The following is a 17,695-nucleotide window of genomic DNA, read 5'->3' on the forward strand; positions in this document are numbered from 1 at the left end:
CGGGGCAGGCGTGCCTCCGCCGGGCCACGGCGTGTCGCGGGTAGTCTCGGCGTGTTCGCAGCACACCCGCACCGCACGACAGGACGTCCGTGGCAGCACCGGCAGACAACACCTACAACGCAGCACACCTCCTGGTCCTCGAGGGCCTCGACGCCGTGCGCAAGCGGCCGGGCATGTACATCGGCTCGACCGACACCCGCGGCCTGATGCACTGCCTGTGGGAGATCATCGACAACGGTGTCGACGAGGCGCTGGCCGGCGTCGCGCACCGCGTCGAGGTGACGATGCACGACGACGGCTCCGTCGAGGTGTACGACGACGGGCGCGGCATCCCGACCGACAAGGAGCCCAAGACCGGTCTCTCCGGCGTCGAGGTCGTGGCGACCAAGCTCCACGCGGGCGGCAAGTTCGGCGGAGGCTCCTACGTCGCCACGGGCGGCCTGCACGGTGTCGGCCTGTCGGTCGTCAACGCGCTGTCGGAGCGAATGGACATCGACGTCGACCGCTCGCCCTCGCAGCAGGGCCTGTCCTTCCAGCGCGGCGTCCCGGGCGTCTTCGACGGCGACGGGCCCGCGGCGGCCTTCACCCCGCAGTCCGGGCTGACCCGCAAGGGCAAGCGCGTGGCCAAGGGCAAGACCGGCACCCGGATCCGGTTCTGGCCGGACCGCCAGATCTTCACCAAGGACGCGCGCTTCGAGATGGAGGGCCTGATCGGCCGCGCGCGCCAGACGTCGTACATCGTGCCGGGCCTCGAGCTGGTCATCCGCGACCAGCGCACCGACGAGATGGTCGAGGAGAAGTTCCGCCACGACGGCGGCATCGCCGAGTTCGTGGACTTCCTCTCCCACGGCGAGCCGGTCACCGACATCCTGCGCCTGCAGGGCGCCGACACCTTCACCGAGACCGTGCCGCTGCTCGACGACAAGGGCCACATGACGCCCCAGGAGGTCGAGCGCGAGCTCACCGTCGACGTCGCCGTGCGGTGGGACACCGCCTACGACACGGAGGTCCGCTCCTTCGTCAACGTGATCGCCACGCCCAAGGGCGGCACGCACGTCAGCGGCTTCGAGAGCGCGCTGACCAAGACCTTCAACGACGCGATGCGCGCCGCGAAGGTGCTCAAGGCCGCGGACACCGACGTCATCAAGGACGACGTCCTCGAGGGCCTCACCGCCGTCGTGACGGTCCGCCTGGCCGAGCCGCAGTTCGAGGGCCAGACCAAGGAGATCCTCGGCACCCCCGCGGCCCGCGGCGTCGTGCGCAAGGTGGTGGCCGGCGAGCTCAAGGCGTTCCTCACCTCGACCAAGCGCGCCGAGAAGGCACAGGCCAAGCTCCTGATGGAGAAGGTCGCCGGAGCCTCCAAGACCCGTCTGGCGGCTCGCCAGCACAAGGAGAACCAGCGCCGCAAGAACGCGCTCGAGTCCTCGGCGTTGCCGGCGAAGCTCTTCGACTGCCGCAGCAGCGACACCGAGCGCACCGAGCTGTTCATCGTCGAGGGCGACTCCGCCATGGGCACCGCCAAGGCCGCCCGCAGCAGCGAGTTCCAGGCGCTGCTGCCGATCCGCGGCAAGATCCTCAACGTCCAGAAGGCCTCGGTCGGCGACATGCTCAAGAACGCCGAGTGCGCCTCGATCATCCAGGTCGTCGGTGCCGGCTCCGGGCGTACGTTCGACCTCGAGGCGGCCCGCTACGGCCGGATCATCCTCATGGCCGACGCCGACTCCGACGGATCCCACATCCGGTGCCTGCTGGCCACCTTGTTCTTCAAGTACATGCCCGAGCTCGTGCGCGACGGTCGCCTCTACTCGGCCGTGCCGCCGCTGCACCGCATCGAGCTGTCCAACCCCAAGAAGGGGATGGACAAGTACATCTACACCTACTCCGACGACGAGCTGCAGCGCCGCCTCGCCGAGCTGAAGAGGAAGAACGTGCGCTGGAAGGACCCGGTCCAGCGCTACAAGGGCCTCGGTGAGATGGACGCCGACCAGCTGGCCGAGACCACCATGGACCCCCGTCACCGCACGCTGCGCAAGCTCACCATCGACGACGTCGACGAGGCCACGCGTGTCTTCGAGCTGCTGATGGGCTCGGACGTCGCACCCCGCAAGGAGTTCATCGTGCAAGGTGCCTATGAGGTGGACGTCGAGACCCTCGACGCATAGGACGCGTGAACTTGCCCCGGCGCGTCGGACGACCACAAATCGGTCTGACGACGTCATCGGAGCGTGGCGCCGACGGCCGATCGACACTTCTGGTCGTCGGACGCGCCGGATCGACCCTGACACTTCTTGTGTCGCGATCTACCTCTGAGTAGGTTTGTGGCCCGCGTCACAGCAGGTCGAGAGGGAGCACATGCCCGACGAGAAGTTCGACTACGTCGTCATCGGATCGGGCAGCGCCGGCGGTGTCGTCGCCGCCCGGCTGACCGAGGACCCGGACGTCCGGGTGCTGCTGCTGGAGGCGGGGCCGGCCGATGACGACGACAACATCCACATCCCGCTCGCGTTCTCGATGCTGTTCAAGACCAAGTGGGACTGGAACTACGAGACCACGCCCCAGAAGCACCTCGACGGGCGCCGGGCCTACTGGCCGCGCATGAAGGCCCTCGGCGGGTGCTCGTCGATGAACGCGATGATCTACATCCGTGGCAACCATGCCGACTACGACGAGTGGCGCGACGCGTACGGCGCCTCGGGGTGGGGCTTCGAGGACGTGCTGCCCTACTTCGTGAGGGCAGAGGGCAACACCCGCCTCGGTGGTCGCTACCACGGCACGGACGGCCCGCTCCACGTGGAGGACCGCACCTACGACCACGAGCTCAGCACGGCGTTCATCGAGGCCGGTGTCGCCGCGGGGCTCAAGCGCAACGACGACTTCAACGGCGCCGAGCAGGACGGCATCGGCCGCTACCAGGTGACGTGCAAGAAGGGTCGTCGCTGGTCGGTCGCCGACGCCTACATCCACCCGGCGGACAAGCGCCCCAACCTCACGGTCCGCACCGAGGCCTTCGTGACGCGGATCCTGCTCGAGGGCAGCCGCGCCGTGGGCGTGGCGTACACCCGGGGCGGTGAGGACCATGTCGTCCGCGTCGACGCCGAGGTCGTGCTCAGCGGCGGTGCGATCAACAGCCCGCAGCTGCTGATGCTGTCGGGCATCGGGCCGGGGGCGCACCTGCGCGACCTGGGCATCGACGTGGCGGTCGAGTCGTCCGGGGTGGGCCAGAACCTCCAGGACCACCCGGTCGCCGGGATCCTGAGCTACACCAAGGACACCACCGACATCGCCGAGATGCTGGGCGTCGGCAACCTCCTGAAGTGGAAGGCCACCGGCAAGGGCCCGCTCAGCTCCAACGTGGCGGAGACCGGCGCCTTCTACGCCTCGCGCGACGACCTCGGTCTGCCGGACATCCAGCTGCACGTCGCGCCGACCGGGTTCTACGACAACGGCATGCACGAGCCCGTACGCCGTGCGCTGACCACAGCGGTGACGCTGGTCAACGTACAGAGCTCGGGGCAGGTGCGGCTGCGCTCGGCCGACCCCACCTGGCACCCCGAGATCGACCCGGGCTACTTCGACGACCGCGCCGACCTCGAGGCCATGATCGGTGGTTTCCGCACGGCGCTCGAGATCCTGCGCCAGGGGCCCATCGCGACCTACGTCGACGAGCCGTGGATCCCCGCCTCGGCCGACCCGAGCGACGACGAGATCATCGAGGGGATCGGCCGGCTCGGCCAGACGCTCTACCACCCCGTCGCCACCTGCGCGATGGGCACGGTCGAGGGCAGCGTCGTGGATCCGCAGCTCCGGGTCCACGGCGTCGAGGGACTCCGGGTCGCCGACGCCTCGGTCATGCCACGCGTCCCGCGCGGCAACACCAACGCCCCCACCATCATGATCGGCGAGAAGTGCGCCGACCTCATCAAGGAGTCCCGATGACCGCCACCCTCGATCCCACCGCCACCTCGGGCGCGACCGAGACGTTCGACTCGCTCGACCCCGCCTCCGGCGACCTCGTCGGCACGCACCCGGTGATGGGCCGTGACGAGGTCGACGCGGCGGTGGCGCGCGCCCGCGACGCCGTCGACTGGTGGGGCAACCTCTCCTTCGACGAGCGGGCCGACCACCTGCTGACGTGGCGCAGCGTGATGACCCGGCGCATAGCCCAGCTCGCCGACCTGGTCCACCGCGAGACCGGCAAGCCCCACGGCGACGCCCAGCTCGAGATCGTGCTCGCCATCGACCACATCGCGTGGGCGGCGAAGAACGCCAAGAAGGTGCTGGGGGCGCGCAAGGTCTCCTCCGGCCTGCTGATGGCCAACCAGGCGGCCACCGTCGCCTACCACCCACTCGGGGTGATCGGCGTGATCGGGCCGTGGAACTACCCGGTCTTCACGCCGATGGGCTCGATCGCCTACGCGCTCGCGGCCGGCAACTCGGTCGTCTTCAAGCCCAGCGAGTTCACGCCCGGCGTCGGCCAGTGGCTCGCCGACAGCTTCCGCGAGGTCGTGCACGGTCGCGACGTGCTGCAGGTGGTGACCGGACTCGGCGACACCGGCAACGCGCTGTGCCGTGCGCGGATCGACAAGCTCGCCTTCACCGGCTCCGGCCGCACGGGCAAGAAGGTGATGGCGGCCTGCGCGGAGAACCTCACCCCGGTCGTCATCGAGGCCGGCGGCAAGGACTCGTTGATCGTCGACGAGGACGCCGACCTGCCCAAGGCCGCCGAGGCGGCACTGTGGGGCGGGATGTCCAACGCCGGCCAGACCTGCATCGGCACCGAGCGGGTCTACGTCCACGAGAAGGTCTTCGACGCCTTCCTGGCCGAGATCCTCGCGCAGGCCGACGGGCTCCGCGCCGGTTCAGACGCGGGGGCGAAGATCGGCCCGATCACCATGCCGTCCCAGCTGGGCGTGATCAGGAGCCACATCGAGGACGCGGTCGCCCGCGGTGCCCGCGTCGTCCTCGGCGGTCCCGACGCGGTGGGGGAGCGCTTCGTGCAGCCCACGATCCTCACCCACGTGCCCGAGGACTCCACGGAGATCACCGAGGAGACCTTCGGCCCGACGCTGGCCATCAACCCGGTGAAGAGCATGGACGAGGCCGTACGCCTCACCAACGCCACCCAGTACGGCCTGGCCGGGGCGGTCTTCTCGAAGAGCAACGGCCTGTCGATCGCCCACCGCATCCGCTCGGGCATGACCTCGGTGAACTCCGTCATCGCCTTCGCGGCCGTGCCGGGGCTGCCGTTCGGCGGGGTCGGCCAGTCGGGCTTCGGCCGGATCCACGGCCCCGACGGCCTGCGGGAGTTCACCTACGCCAAGGCCGTGACGCGGCAGAAGTTCGCGCCGGTGATGAACCTGACGTCCTTCGCCCGCGACGCAGCGACCGACGGCAAGGTCGCCCAGCTCATCACGCTGCTGCACGGTGGGAAGCAGACGCTCAGGTAGGCCGCCCGTCGCAGCGGGTCAGGACCCCTCGCTGACCTCGTAGATCTCATCGGCGACCAGGCCGTGCGCCTCGCGGTGCACGGTGTTGGCCGACTCCGCGTCGGGCGCGTCGACGAGGCAGAAGATCTTGCCCTCGGCCTCGTTGACCCAGTACTTCAGGTAGCTCACGCCGTGCTGGGACTGCTCCTGCAGGTCGGCCATGTGCGCCTGGGCGACGTCACCGACCGCGACCCCGCCCTCCATGTGGTGGACGTCAATGAACAAGGGCATCTCGCCACCTCCTTCCGGTTGTGGACGACAGCAGTCTGCTCTCGGGTCGGGCCCGGCCGACAGCCCGGTCTGGACCTGCCGACGCGGTCGGTCCTGACACCCGCGGGAAGCCGATTCGCTAATGTCCCGTCATGGACCTCGTCGCTCAGATCCTCCTGACCTCCATCGTGTGGGGGCCGGCGCTGCTCGTCCTCTACTGGGTGATCCGGCTGGCGGTCCGACACGGGATGGAGGACGCCCATCGGATCCGTCAGGGCGATCGCAAGCGCGCCGAGATCTCCGAGACCATCCGGCGGCACCAGGCGACGTACGGCGGCTCCGAACCCGAGTGAGGAACCCGAGTGAGCGCGCTCAGGCGTGCTGGGTCAGCAGGCCGGTGTCGACGTCGTAGAGGAAGCCGCCGACTGCCGCGCGCTCGCCGATGAGGGGGTGCGTGCGGACCTTGACGACGTCCTCGCGCAGCTGCTCGAGCTGGTCGGCGACCACACCGAAGGTCTGCCAGCTGGCGTCGACGCCGGCGGACTCGCCGACGCGCACCCGCAGCTCGGCCTCGGAGGCCGACGCCATCGCGCAGCGGGTGTGCGGCACGACCAGGATCCGCTGCACGTTGAGCAGGTGCACGCCGAGGACCAGGGCCTCGAGCGCCTGGGGCGTGACCCGGCCGCCCGGGTTGCGGAAGATCTTGGCGTCGCCGTGCTTGAGCCCGAGCATCCGCAGCGGGTCGATGCGTGAGTCCATGCACGTGACGAGGGCGATGCCGGCGTGCGCCTTGCCGTCGAATCCGCCCAGGTCGAAGGTGTCCGCGAAAGCGCGGTTCGCCTGCATCAGGTCGTCGAAGTCGTCCACGGACGCAGATTATCCAACTCGTCGGCCCCGTGAGGCACGGAGCCGTCCGGTGGACTGGACGCCGAGACGACCGGGGCGCTGGAGCCCTCGATGGCCACGCCAGCGGAGGGGAGCAGCACGCTGGCCAGGACCGCAGGCGCGATGCGGTAGGGCTGCGCCTCCAGCAGTGACCCCAGGGTGCGGCGCAAGCGTGACATCTCCGCGCGCACCGTCACCACGCGCGTGGGGTCGGCGAACAGGTCGTCCGCGAGCTCGGCCGCCGTTCGCCCCTCGCGGGCGTCGATGAGCGCCAGCAGGATCTCCGCATGCCGGGGGCTGGGCCGGTGCTCCCACGCGTGGCTGGGCGTGCGGACCCGCAGCACCGGTCGCTCGCGCAGGTCGAGCACCAGGTCGGTCGCCGCCGCCACCTCGGCGCCGAGACGGACGAGCCACCCGCCCGGCAGGGGCTCCACCGTCACGGCGCCCAGGGTGGGCAGCCACGTCGAGTCGACCGACAAGTCGGCCGGGAGGACCAGGCGCTCCGGAGCGGTGAACCCCGTCACGGCCGCGATGTGGCCGGCCGCGTCCACGGCGAGGGCGCGTCCACCCACCCGGGCGACCACAGGTGCGGCGTAGGCCCTGAGACGGTCGAGGGTCTGCGCGTGCTCGGTGCGCACCTCCGCCGCGGCAAGGCGGGCACTCACGCCGACCAGGGCCAGCACCGAGCGCTGGACGGACCGCGCGGGTCCGCTAATGTCGATCGCGCCGAGTGTCTCGCCGGTCCAGGGGTCGCGCACCGGTGCGGCCGCGCAGCTCCACCGCGTGTGCGACTCGACGTAGTGCTCGGGCCCCCGGATGTGCACGGGCTCGCCGAGGACGAGACAGGTGCCGATCGCGTTGGTGCCGACGTTGGCCTCGGTCCAGGCCGACCCGGACACGAAGCCGAGTCGGTCGGCGAGACGGCGTACGCCGGTGCGCCCGCGGCGCCACAGGACCCGACCGTCCGAGTCGGTCACCACCATCAGCAGCCCGTCGTCGACGACGGGCTCCAGGGAGGCGGTGATGCTCGGCAGCAGGGGAGCGAGCGTGCTCGTCGAGCGGCGGGACACCACCTCGGCCTCCGACAGCGGCGCCACCTCGGGCTCGGCCCCAGGCGCCAGGCCACCCGCGCGGACCCGGCGCCAGGAGGCGCTGATCTCCGGACGGGCAGCAGTCGCGGTGTCGTCGGTCAGTGCCCGGTCGCGAGCGCGGTGCGAGCTGCCGACGTCGTCGCCCATCGTGCCTCCCGGCCTGGCCTCCCCGGCGTTGCAACCTCCTGCAACCCTCCCGCCGATCCTACGACCGGGTGTGTCGTGGGTCACGTCGGAAGGAGACACCATGACCCAGACCCTGGAGCCACCCACCACCACGAACGACGCGAGCCAGGTCGCCCAAGCCTGGCTGGAGGGATTCGAGGCGGCCCTCGCCGCGCGCGACACCGCGAGAGCAGCCGCGATGTTCGCCACCGAGTCGTACTGGAGGGACCTCGTCTCCTTCAGCTGGAACCTCACGACCGTCGAGGGCCGCGACGGGGTGGGCGACCTGCTCACCAGCACCCTGGAGCGCACCGACCCGTCCGGTTTCGCCCTCGACGAGCCCGCGGACGAGGCGGACGGGGTGACCACCGCGTGGTTCGTCTTCGAGACCGCGGTCGGCCGGGGCCGCGGCCTGGTGCGCCTGGTCGAGGAGGAGGGCCGGCACCGCGCGTTCACCTTCCTCACCACGCTCTACGAGCTCAAGGGCCACGAGGAGCCTCGCAACGAACACCGCCCGCGCGGCGCGGAGCACGGTGCCGACAAGCAGCGTCGGACGTGGCTCGAGCGCCGGCAGGAGGAGGCCGAGAGCCTCGGCAGCACGACCCAGCCGTACGTCCTCGTGATCGGCGGCGGCCAGGGCGGGATCGCGCTCGGTGCCCGGCTGCGCCAGCTCGGCGTCCCGAGCCTGGTGATCGACAAGCACCCGCGGCCGGGCGACCAGTGGCGCAACCGCTACAAGTCGCTGTGCCTCCACGACCCCGTCTGGTACGACCACCTGCCCTACCTGAAGTTCCCGGACAACTGGCCGGTCTTCGCGCCCAAGGACAAGATCGGCGACTGGCTCGAGTCCTACACGAAGATCATGGAGGTGCCCTACTGGTCGAGCACGACGGCCACCAGCGCGTTCTACTCCGAGGAGACGGGTCAGTGGACGGTCGAGGTGGAGCGGGAGGGCAGGCCGCTGACCCTGCGCCCGACCGAGCTCGTCTTCGCCACCGGGATGTCCGGCAAGCCCAACATCCCCGAGGTGCCAGGCATGGACGTCTTCGCCGGCGACCTGCACCATTCGTCCGCGCACCCCGGACCGGACGCCTACCGGGGCAAGAAGGTGGTCGTCATCGGGAGCAACAACTCCGCCTTCGACATCTGCGGGGCGCTGTGGGAGAACGACGTCGACGTGACGATGGTCCAGCGCAGCTCCACCCACGTCGTGAAGAGCGACAGCCTGATGGAGATCGGCCTCGGCGACCTCTACTCCGAGCGCGCGGTCGCGGCCGGGGTCACCACGGAGAAGGCCGACCTGATCTTCGCCTCGCTGCCCTACCGGATCCTGCACACCTTCCAGATCCCGGCCTACGAGGCGATGGCGGAGAAGGACAAGGACTTCTACGAGCGGCTCGAGGCGTCCGGCTTCGACCACGACTGGGGTGATGACGGGTCGGGACTGTTCATGAAGTACCTGCGGCGGGGCTCGGGCTACTACATCGACGTCGGCGCGGCCGAGCTGGTGGCCAACGGCGACGTGAAGCTCGTCAACGGCCAGATCGACCACCTCACGGCGGACGCCGTCGTGCTGGCCGACGGCACCGAGCTACCGGCGGACGTGGTGGTCCTCGCGACCGGCTACGGGTCGATGAACGGCTGGGTGGCGGACCTGATCGACCAGGAGACCGCCAACCGGCTCGGCAAGGTGTGGGGCCTCGGGTCGGACACCACTAAGGACCCCGGGCCGTGGGAGGGCGAGCAGCGCAACATGTGGAAGCCGACCCAGGTCGAGCACCTCTGGATGCACGGCGGCAACCTTCACCAGTCCCGGCACTACTCGCTCTACCTCGCGCTGCAGCTCAAGGCGCGCTTCGAGGGGATCGAGACGCCGGTGTACGCCTTGCAGGAGGTGCACCACACCTCGTGAACGCGGCGGCGAGCCCGGCCGGTGCGGTAGCTGCGCTCAGTGCCCCGACAGGGCTTCGCGGGTGCTGACCCGGTCGGGGCGCACGCCCCGGAACACCACGAGGGCGAGCACCGCCGCGACGACCGCGCAGCCGGCCGCACCCCAGAAGACGGCGTGCTCCTGGGCGATCCCGGCGACGCGCAGCAGGTCGGAGAACTCCTCGCACCTGCTCCTGCCGTCGCAGACCTCCTGCACGGGTGGCACCTCGCCCTGCTCGGCGTAGTAGCGGCGCAGACCGATCGTGGTGAGCGCGGAGATGCCGACGAGCATGCCGACCATCCGCGCCACCACCACGAAGGCGCTGGCGACGCCGTGCACGTCGTCATCGGTGTGGGCGAGGAGCGCGGCGTTGACCGGGGCGAGCGCGAGACCGAAGCCGAGGCCACCGGTGATGAGCGCGACGTTGGCGATCGGCTCCTCGATGGTGGTCAGCCCCCAGCGGGTCATGAGCACGAAGCCGGCCGCCGCCATCAGCATCCCACCCGCCGTGACGATCGCGGGGGAGACCGTGCGGATGAGGTAGCCGCCCGCGACGGCCCCGACCGGCAGCGCGAGCAGGAACCGGACGAGCACGAGCGCGGCGGGCAGCTGGTCGTCGGGATAGACCGTGGTGCGGGCGAAGAGCGGGATGTCGATGAGCGCGGCGATCAGCGCGGCGCCGACGAAGAAGCTGACCAGCAGGGCCCCCCACGCCGGCGTGCGCCGCAGCGCCCCGCGCGGCACGAGCGGGTTCGCGGCACGGCGTACGTGCCAGACGAAGGCGGCCGTCGCGACCGCGGCGCCGAGGAGGTACCACCGCCCGCGCGGCGAGAACACCTCGATCTTGGGGTCGGCGGTGGCGAACGCGAGGATCACCCCGCCCAGTGCGGCGGCGAGCAGGAGCGCGCCCGTGAGGTCGGCCTCGACGAGCACCCGCACCCAACCGCGCAGGTCGAACAGCGGCCGCGCAGCGAACCAGCACCACGCGACGAGCAGGATGAGCGCCATGACAGTGGCCGCGCCGCTCGGCGTGAGCCAGCGCCCGTCGCCTGCGAACGGGATGAACAGACGGCCCCAGGTGAGGTCGCGCATCAGCGGCGCGGGCCGCAGGAAGACGACGGCGCCGCCCGCCATGGTGGCGAGGACGAGGAGCAGGCCGACGAGGTCGACGTGGCGCCGTCCGGGAGCCGTGCGCTCGTGCGGGGCCAGCGCCCGGATCGCGGCGGCGAGGACCAGCCCGACAGCGAGGTTGATGGCGAAGATTGCGCGCCAGTCGGAGAAGGCGAGGACGGCCGCGCCGAAGAGCGGGCCCAGCACGGATCCGATCTCCTGGACGGCGGAGACGATGCCGAGCGGCACGCCGCGGCGCTCCGCGGGGTAGAGGTCGGCGACCAGGGCCAGCGTCGCCGGCACGAGCCCGCCTCCGCCGACACCCTGGAGGAAGCGGCCGGCGACGATGCTGGGCATGTCGTAGGACAGCGTCGTGATCAGGCTGCCGAGGGCGAAGAGCACGAGCGCCATGACCAGGACCGGCACCCGTCCGCGCAGGTCCGCGATCCGGCCGATGAGCGGCAGCATCGCGACGTAGCCGAGCAGGAAGCCGCTGACGATCGGTGCCGCACGCTGGAGCTGGTCGATCGGCACCCCGACGCCGGTCATCATGTCGGGCAGTGCCAGCACCACGACGTAGGTGTCGGCGGCCGCGAAGGCGACGGCGACCGCCGCCATCGCGAGGAGCAGCCGCGAGGTGCGCGTGACCTGCGCCTGCTCACCCACGCTCACGGCGCGGCGATCTCCTGCTCGATGCCGTAGTCGGCGAACTCGACGGTGTAGGTCATCTCCTCCGCGCGGGGGTAGAAGACCCCGGTCAGGGTCGCGGTGCGCAGCTCGCCCTCGTCGGTGACCTGCCACTCCACGTCGAAGGACTCCCCGGACGACGACGGGATGATCGCCTCCATCGCCTCGCCCGGAACCGTGCCGGTGTAGGTGGTGAGGACCTCGGAGTTGTCCGCGCCCCCGCGCACGCTCTCACCCTCCTCGGGCGACTCGGTCAGGCCGAGCAGGCCGGCGAACCCGTCCTCGCCGACGAGGCCGGACGGGTCGGGTGCGCCGTACTCCTTGGGGTTGACCTTGTCGTAGCCCGGCGTGAACGGAAGCTGGGCGTAGACGGTGTCGTCGACGGCGACGACCGGCACGTCGACGGTCTGACCGGCGAAGACGACGGTGATCGAGCCCTCGAAGGCCGGGGCGTCGGTCACGGTGCCGACCGCGCGGGTGATGCCGGAGACGCCCTGTGGCAGCGCGTCCGTGGACAGGGTCAGGTCGACCCCGCTGGTCTCGGACAGCAGCGTCGCGGCCTCCGCCAGGACTTCTTCGGGCGTCTTGCCCTCGGCCTCCGCGCCGCCCTCGTCACCGGAGCAGGCGACGAGCAGTGGCAGGGCGAGGAGCACCGACGTGGCCGTGGCGGCGAGGCGTCCAGCGGTGCGGGCGCGGGCTGGGGCTGACATGGTGCTCAGCCTTCCACAGCGGTGGTCGGGGAGCCGCCGACCTGCACGGCGACCTGCGATGCGACCTGCAGCGCGACCGGGGAGGCGACGGCCGCGATCGGCTGGGGGGCAGGTACGCCGGATCCGTCGCGGCGACCGTTGGCCTCGGGCAGGTCGACCGGTGCACCACTGGCCGCGGCAGCGCGGGCGGGGCCCGGTCCGGCCCACGCGGTGACGAGGGTGTCCTCGCCCTTGAGGAAGCGGTGGCTGCGCACCCCGCCGGTGGCACGGCCCTTGCCCGGGTACTCGGTGAACGGGGTGACCTTGACGGCGCCGGCCTCGGTGCCGGGAAGTGCGGTCGACGAGCCCGACGCGGTGACGACGACGGCGTCGGCGGGGTCGAACGCGCCGAAGAAGGCGACGTGCTGGCCCGCGCCGAGCTTGATGCCGGCCATGCCACCGCCCGAGCGGCCCTGCGGGCGCACGCCGGAGGCGGGGAAGTGCAGCAGCTGGGCGTCGGAGGAGATGAAGCACAGCTCCTCCTCGCCGGTGACGAGCTCGACGGCGCCGACGACCTCGTCGCCCTCCTTGAGGCCGATGACCTCCCACTCGTCGCGGTTGAGCACCTCGGGGTTGACCCGCTTGACGATGCCGTCGCGGGTGCCGAGCGCGAGACCGGGTCCGTCGGTGGCCAGCGAGGTGAGCGCGAGGGCGCGCTCACCGGTGCCGAGGGGAAGCAGCTCGCTCAGCGGGTAGCCGCCCTGGAGGTTGGGGTCGTTGGCCGAGTCGGGCAGCTCGGGCATGTCGAGCACGCCCACCCGCAGCAGCCGGCCGCGGCTGGTGAGCACCCCGACCTCACCGCGGGCGGTGGTGCGTACGGCGCTGGTCACGACGTCGTGGCTGGCACGGCCCTCACCCTGGCCGGGCGCGGCGCCGGACGTCGTACGGGCGAGCAGGCCGCTGGAGGACAGCAGCGCGAAGCACGGGTCGTCGGCCACCTCGACCGGCGTGGTGGCGGTGACGGTGTTGCCGGCCGAGGCCAGCAGGACCGTACGCCGCGGCGTGCCGTGCTCCTTGGCGACATCGGTGAGCTCGTCGGAGACGACCTTCCGCAGCAGCTTCTCGTCGGCGAGGATCGCGTCGAGGTACTCGATCGTGCGCTCGAGCTCGGTCTTCTCCTTCTCCAGCTCCAGCTTGCTGAACTTCGTCAGCCGGCGCAGCGGCATGTCGAGGATGTAGTCGGCCTGGACGTCGGAGAGCTCGAAGATCTCGATGAGCCGCTCCTTGGCCGCGGCCGCGTTGTCCGAGCCGCGGATGACCTGGATGACCTCGTCGATGTCGAGGATGGCGATGAGCAGGCCGTCGACGAGGTGGAGGCGGTCGGCGGCCTTCTTGCGGCGGAACGCCGAGCGGCGGCGTACGACCTCGAAGCGGTGGGCGAGGAAGACCTCGAGCATCTCCTTCAGGCCCAGCGTGCGCGGCTGGCCGTCGACGAGCGCGACGGCGTTGATGCCGAAGGAGTCCTCGAGCGCGGTCTGGCGGTAGAGCTGCTCGAGGATCGCCTCGGGGACGAAGCCGTTCTTGACCTCGACGACCAGGCGCAGGCCGTGCTCGCGGTCGCTGAGGTCCTTGATGTCGGCGATGCCCTGCAGCTTCTTGGCCAGGACGAGCTTCTTGATCTGCTCCATCACGCGCTCGGTGCCGACGCCGTAGGGCAGCTCGGTGACCACGATGCCCTTGCGGCGCGCGGTGACCGACTCGATCCGTGCCGTGGCGCGCATCTTGAAGGTGCCGCGGCCCGACTCGTAGGCGTCGCGGATCCCCTCGAGCCCCACGATCTTGCCGCCGGTGGGCAGGTCGGGGCCCGGGATGAAGCGCATCAGGTCGTCGAGCTGGGCCTTGGGGTGGGTGATGAGGTGCTTGAGCGCCTGCACCACCTCGACCAGGTTGTGGGGGGCGATGTTGGTCGCCATGCCCACGGCGATGCCCGCGGCGCCGTTGACGAGCAGGTGCGGGATCGCAGCGGGCAGCACGACCGGCTCGGTCTCGCGCGAGTCGTAGTTGGGCTTGAAGTCGACGGTGTCCTCGTCGATGGAGGCCGTCATCGCGACCGCGGCAGGCGCCATCCGGCACTCGGTGTAGCGCATCGCGGCGGGGGAGTCGTCGGGCGAGCCGAAGTTGCCGTGCCCGTCGACCGTGGGCAGACGCATCGACCACGGCTGCGCCATCCGTACCAGGGCGTCGTAGATCGCGCCGTCCCCGTGCGGGTGCAGCCGGCCCATGACCTCGCCGACGACGCGCGCGCTCTTCACGTGGCCCCGGTCGGGACGGAGCGACATCTCGTCCATCGTGTAGAGGATGCGGCGCTGCACCGGCTTGAGGCCGTCGCGCGCGTCGGGCAGCGCCCGGGAGTAGATGACGGAGTAGGCGTACTCCAGGAACGACGTCTGCATCTCGTCGCGGATGTCGGTGTCGAGGATGTGCTCCTCGAAGTCGTCCGGGAGGGGCTCCTGCTTCGTACGTCGTGCCATGGGCGTCATTCTCCCCGGTCGGCGGCGGGGATCGGTCCGGGGCTCGCCGAAGGTGGGTCTCGATACGCCTCGCTCGTTCCTCGCTCGGCTACTCGACCAGCGAAGGGGAGGCTTGGCTGCTCGACCAGCGAGGAAGGCGCCCTCGGCGCCGCGGCCAGCGAGTTCGTCCGGTGCCCGATAGATTGCTGTCGTGACCGAAGCGGACGCTGTTGCAGACGTGGGGACGACGCCCCCGCCCCGCCACTGGGAGGCGGACGTGCTGCTGCGCGATGGCCGGACCGCGCACATCAGGCCGATGCAGCCGGAGGACCGCGAGCTGCTCGTGGAGTTCTACAGCCGCGTCTCCGACCAGTCGAAGTACTACCGCTTCTTCTCGCCGATGCCCGAGCTGTCCGAGCGCGACCTCGACCGCTTCACCCGCGTCGACCACCGCGACCGGGTCGCGATGATCCTCACCGTGGCCGGGCAGATGATCGCCGTCGGCCGCTACGACACGATCCGCCCCGGCTACGCCGAGGTGGCCTTCCTGGTCGAGGACAAGCACCAGGGGCGCGGCATCGGGCAGCTGCTGCTCGAGCACCTCGCTCAGGCGGGCCGCGAGCGCGGGGTCGAGGAGTTCGTCGCCGAGGTGCTGCCCGACAACCAGGCGATGATCCACACGTTCAAGGACGCCGGCTACCAGGTCAAGAGCGCCTTCGAGGACGGCGTGATGGAGCTGGTGTTCCGCATCGACCCGACCGACACGGCGATCGGGGTGATGGAGCAGCGCGAGCACCGTGCGGAGTACGCCTCGATCGAGCGCTTCTTCTCCCCGAAGTCGGTCGCGATCATCGGCGCCAGCCGCCGCCAGGACACGATCGGCCGCGCGCTCGTGCGCCACCTCGTGCTCGGCAACTTCTCCGGTCGCATCCACGTCGTCAACCCCAGCGCCGACTCGGTCGCGGGCATGCCGGCGTGGAAGTCGGTGGGCGAGATCCCCGGCGACGTCGACGTCGCCATCGTCGCGGTGCCCGCCGACGCGGTGCAGGACGTCGTGCTCGACTGCGCCGCCAAGGGTGTCCACGGGCTCGTGGTGATCTCGTCGGGCTTCGCCGAGACGGGCGAGGAGGGCCGGATGCGCCAGCGCCGCCTCGTGGGGCTCTCGCGCTCCTACGGCCTGCGCCTGATCGGCCCGAACGCGCTCGGCATCATCAACACCGACCCCGACGTCTCGCTCAACGCCTCGCTGTCGTCGGTGATGCCGCCCCGCGGTCGTGCCGGCTTCTTCTGCCAGTCGGGCGCGCTCGGCTCGGCGATCCTGGAGAAGGTGCAGAACCGGGGCCTGGGCCTGACGACCTTCGTCAGCGCCGGCAACCGCGCCGACGTCTCGGGCAACGACCTCCTGCAGTACTGGGAGGAGGACGACGCCACCGAGGTGGTGCTGCTCTACCTCGAGTCGATCGGAAACCCGCGCAAGTTCTCCCGGATCGCCCGCCGCGTGAGTCGTCGCAAGCCGATCGTTGCCGTGCGCTCCGGACGCAGCTCGCAGGGCGTGCCGATGGGCCACGCCGTCCGCAAGATCGGCGCGCCCGCCCAGGCCGTCGATGCGATGTTCCGCCAGGCCGGGATCATCCAGGTCGAGTCGCTCGAGGAGATGTTCGACGTCGCCCAGCTGCTGGCCCACCAGCCCCTGCCGCGGGGGCGCCGGGTGGCCATCGTCGGCAACTCCGACGCGCTCGGCCTGCTCGCTGCCGACGCCGCCAACTCCGTGGGCCTCGTGGTGAACCGCCAGGAGGCGCTCGGCGCCGACGCCACGGCCGAGGACTTCGAGGACGCGCTCGACGCGGCGATCGACGACCCGGAGGTCGACGCCGTCGCGGCCATCTTCATCCCGCCGCTCAACGTGACCGGCGCGCGCGAGGAGGTCGCCAACGTCCTGGCTGCGGTCGGTGAGCAGTCCGACAAGCCGATCGTCTCGACCTTCCTCGGCACCGAGGGCGTGCCCGAGCTGCTGCGCGTGCCCGACGTCGCCGGCTCGAGCGCCGGTCGCGGGTCGGTGCCGTCGTACCCGGCCGTGGAGGCCGCCGTGCGCGCGCTCGCCCACGTCGTCGAGTACGCCGTGTGGCTGCGGGTGCCCCAGTCGACGGTCGGCGACCTGCCGTCCAACGACCGCGACGACGCGCGCCACCTCGTCAACGAGGTGCTGATGCGACACCCGGAGGGACGCGACCTCGACTTCGTCGAGCAGCGCCGCCTGCTGGGTGCCTACGGGATCGACCTGTGGGACACCTATGCCGTCGAGACGATCGACGAGGCAGTCGCCGCGGGCGAGGCGCTGGAGTGGGACGTGGTGCTCAAGGCCACCGCCGAGCACCTCCGCGACCGCCCGGACCTCGCGCACGTGTGGCGCAACATCGACACCCCCGACGAGATGGCCCACGCCTGGGCCTCCCTCAATCAGGTGATCACCGATCCCGAGCGCGCCGGCTTCGTCGTGCAGCGCAACGCGCCCCCCGGGGTGCCGGTGACGATCTCGACGATCGAGGACCCGCTCTTCGGCCCGGTGCTGTCCTTCGGCATCGGGGGCCCGCTGACCGAGCTGCTCACAGACCGGTCCTACCGGATCCCGCCCCTGGCCGACCACGACGCCCAGGACATGGTGCGCGAGATCAAGGCCTCGCCGCTGCTCTTCGGCTACCGCGGCAGCGAGATCGTCGACGTCGCGGAGATCGAGCGCCTGGTGCGCCAGGTCGCCCAGCTCCAGCACGACCTGCCCCAGGTGCGCGCGCTCCACCTGCCGCTCGTCCTCGCCGGCGCCGAGGGGGCCAGCGTGCTCGGTGCGTCGGTGCGTGTCGAGCAGGTGCAGGACGCCCGGTCGGACTGGTTCGTGCGCCGCCTGAGCACGATGCCGGGGGACACGCTCCCCGACTGA

Annotated in this window: 12 protein-coding genes; 6 read left to right on the plus strand and 6 right to left on the minus strand. The window is 71.0% G+C overall.

Going from position 1 to position 17,695, the window contains the following annotated elements:
- Nucleotides 1-89: 89 nt before the first annotated feature.
- From CFI00_RS11320 to CFI00_RS11330, 3 genes are all read left to right on the plus strand, one after another.
- Nucleotides 90-2,162 (plus strand): DNA topoisomerase IV subunit B, encoded by a 2,073-nt coding sequence (locus CFI00_RS11320; protein WP_207085229.1) that lies wholly within the window; start codon nt 90-92, stop codon nt 2,160-2,162.
- 190 nt (nt 2,163-2,352) lie between these two features.
- Nucleotides 2,353-3,936: a GMC family oxidoreductase N-terminal domain-containing protein gene (locus CFI00_RS11325; protein ID WP_207085230.1), complete on the plus strand. Its 1,584-nt coding sequence runs from the start codon at nt 2,353-2,355 to the stop codon at nt 3,934-3,936.
- On the plus strand, nt 3,933-5,447 hold the full coding sequence (locus CFI00_RS11330) for an aldehyde dehydrogenase family protein (protein WP_207085231.1): 1,515 nt from the start codon (nt 3,933-3,935) through the stop codon (nt 5,445-5,447). The genes CFI00_RS11325 and CFI00_RS11330 overlap by 4 nt, the downstream gene beginning before the upstream one ends.
- An 18-nt stretch (nt 5,448-5,465) precedes the next feature.
- Here CFI00_RS11330 and CFI00_RS11335 read toward each other — a convergent pair whose 3' ends face one another.
- Nucleotides 5,466-5,717, minus strand: a complete 252-nt coding sequence (locus tag CFI00_RS11335; RefSeq protein WP_207085232.1) for a DUF4242 domain-containing protein — start codon at nt 5,715-5,717, stop codon at nt 5,466-5,468.
- Between the two features lie 131 nt (nt 5,718-5,848).
- Between CFI00_RS11335 and CFI00_RS11340 the strand changes: the two genes are divergently transcribed.
- Nucleotides 5,849-6,049 carry a hypothetical protein gene (locus CFI00_RS11340; protein WP_207085233.1) on the plus strand — a complete coding sequence of 67 codons (201 nt, stop codon included), beginning with the start codon at nt 5,849-5,851 and terminating at the stop codon, nt 6,047-6,049.
- A 19-nt stretch (nt 6,050-6,068) separates the two neighbouring features.
- Here the strand turns inward: CFI00_RS11340 and CFI00_RS11345 are convergent, their stop codons facing one another.
- Nucleotides 6,069-6,563, minus strand: a complete 495-nt coding sequence (locus CFI00_RS11345; protein WP_242532804.1) for a carbonic anhydrase — start codon at nt 6,561-6,563, stop codon at nt 6,069-6,071.
- Nucleotides 6,542-7,819: a GAF domain-containing protein gene (locus tag CFI00_RS11350; protein ID WP_207085234.1), complete on the minus strand. Its 1,278-nt coding sequence runs from the start codon at nt 7,817-7,819 to the stop codon at nt 6,542-6,544. Before CFI00_RS11350 ends, CFI00_RS11345 begins: the two co-directional genes overlap by 22 nt.
- Before the next feature lie 100 nt (nt 7,820-7,919).
- Here CFI00_RS11350 and CFI00_RS11355 point away from each other — a divergent pair, with 100 nt between their 5' ends.
- Nucleotides 7,920-9,749, plus strand: coding sequence for an NAD(P)/FAD-dependent oxidoreductase (locus CFI00_RS11355; protein WP_207085235.1), 1,830 nt, complete (start codon nt 7,920-7,922; stop codon nt 9,747-9,749).
- A gap of 36 nt (nt 9,750-9,785) precedes the next feature.
- On the opposite strand, the gene CFI00_RS11360 is transcribed toward CFI00_RS11355, so the two are convergent.
- The 3 genes from CFI00_RS11360 to CFI00_RS11370 are packed head-to-tail and all read right to left on the minus strand — an operon-like array spanning nt 9,786 to nt 14,784.
- The gene (locus CFI00_RS11360; protein ID WP_277988373.1) at nt 9,786-11,549 is read right to left on the minus strand and encodes an MFS transporter; all 1,764 of its coding nucleotides are present in this window, start codon (nt 11,547-11,549) and stop codon (nt 9,786-9,788) included.
- Entirely contained in the window at nt 11,546-12,274 is a 729-nt protein-coding gene (locus CFI00_RS11365) for an LppX_LprAFG lipoprotein (protein WP_207085236.1), read from the minus strand. The genes CFI00_RS11360 and CFI00_RS11365 overlap by 4 nt, the downstream gene beginning before the upstream one ends.
- A gap of 5 nt (nt 12,275-12,279) precedes the next feature.
- The gene (locus CFI00_RS11370; protein ID WP_207085237.1) at nt 12,280-14,784 is read right to left on the minus strand and encodes a DNA topoisomerase IV subunit A; all 2,505 of its coding nucleotides are present in this window, start codon (nt 14,782-14,784) and stop codon (nt 12,280-12,282) included.
- A gap of 190 nt (nt 14,785-14,974) precedes the next feature.
- Here CFI00_RS11370 and CFI00_RS11375 point away from each other — a divergent pair, with 190 nt between their 5' ends.
- Entirely contained in the window at nt 14,975-17,695 is a 2,721-nt protein-coding gene (locus CFI00_RS11375; protein WP_242532806.1) for a bifunctional GNAT family N-acetyltransferase/acetate--CoA ligase family protein, read from the plus strand.

The organism is Nocardioides sp. S5, from assembly GCF_017310035.1.
Taxonomy (GTDB): domain Bacteria; phylum Actinomycetota; class Actinomycetes; order Propionibacteriales; family Nocardioidaceae; genus Nocardioides.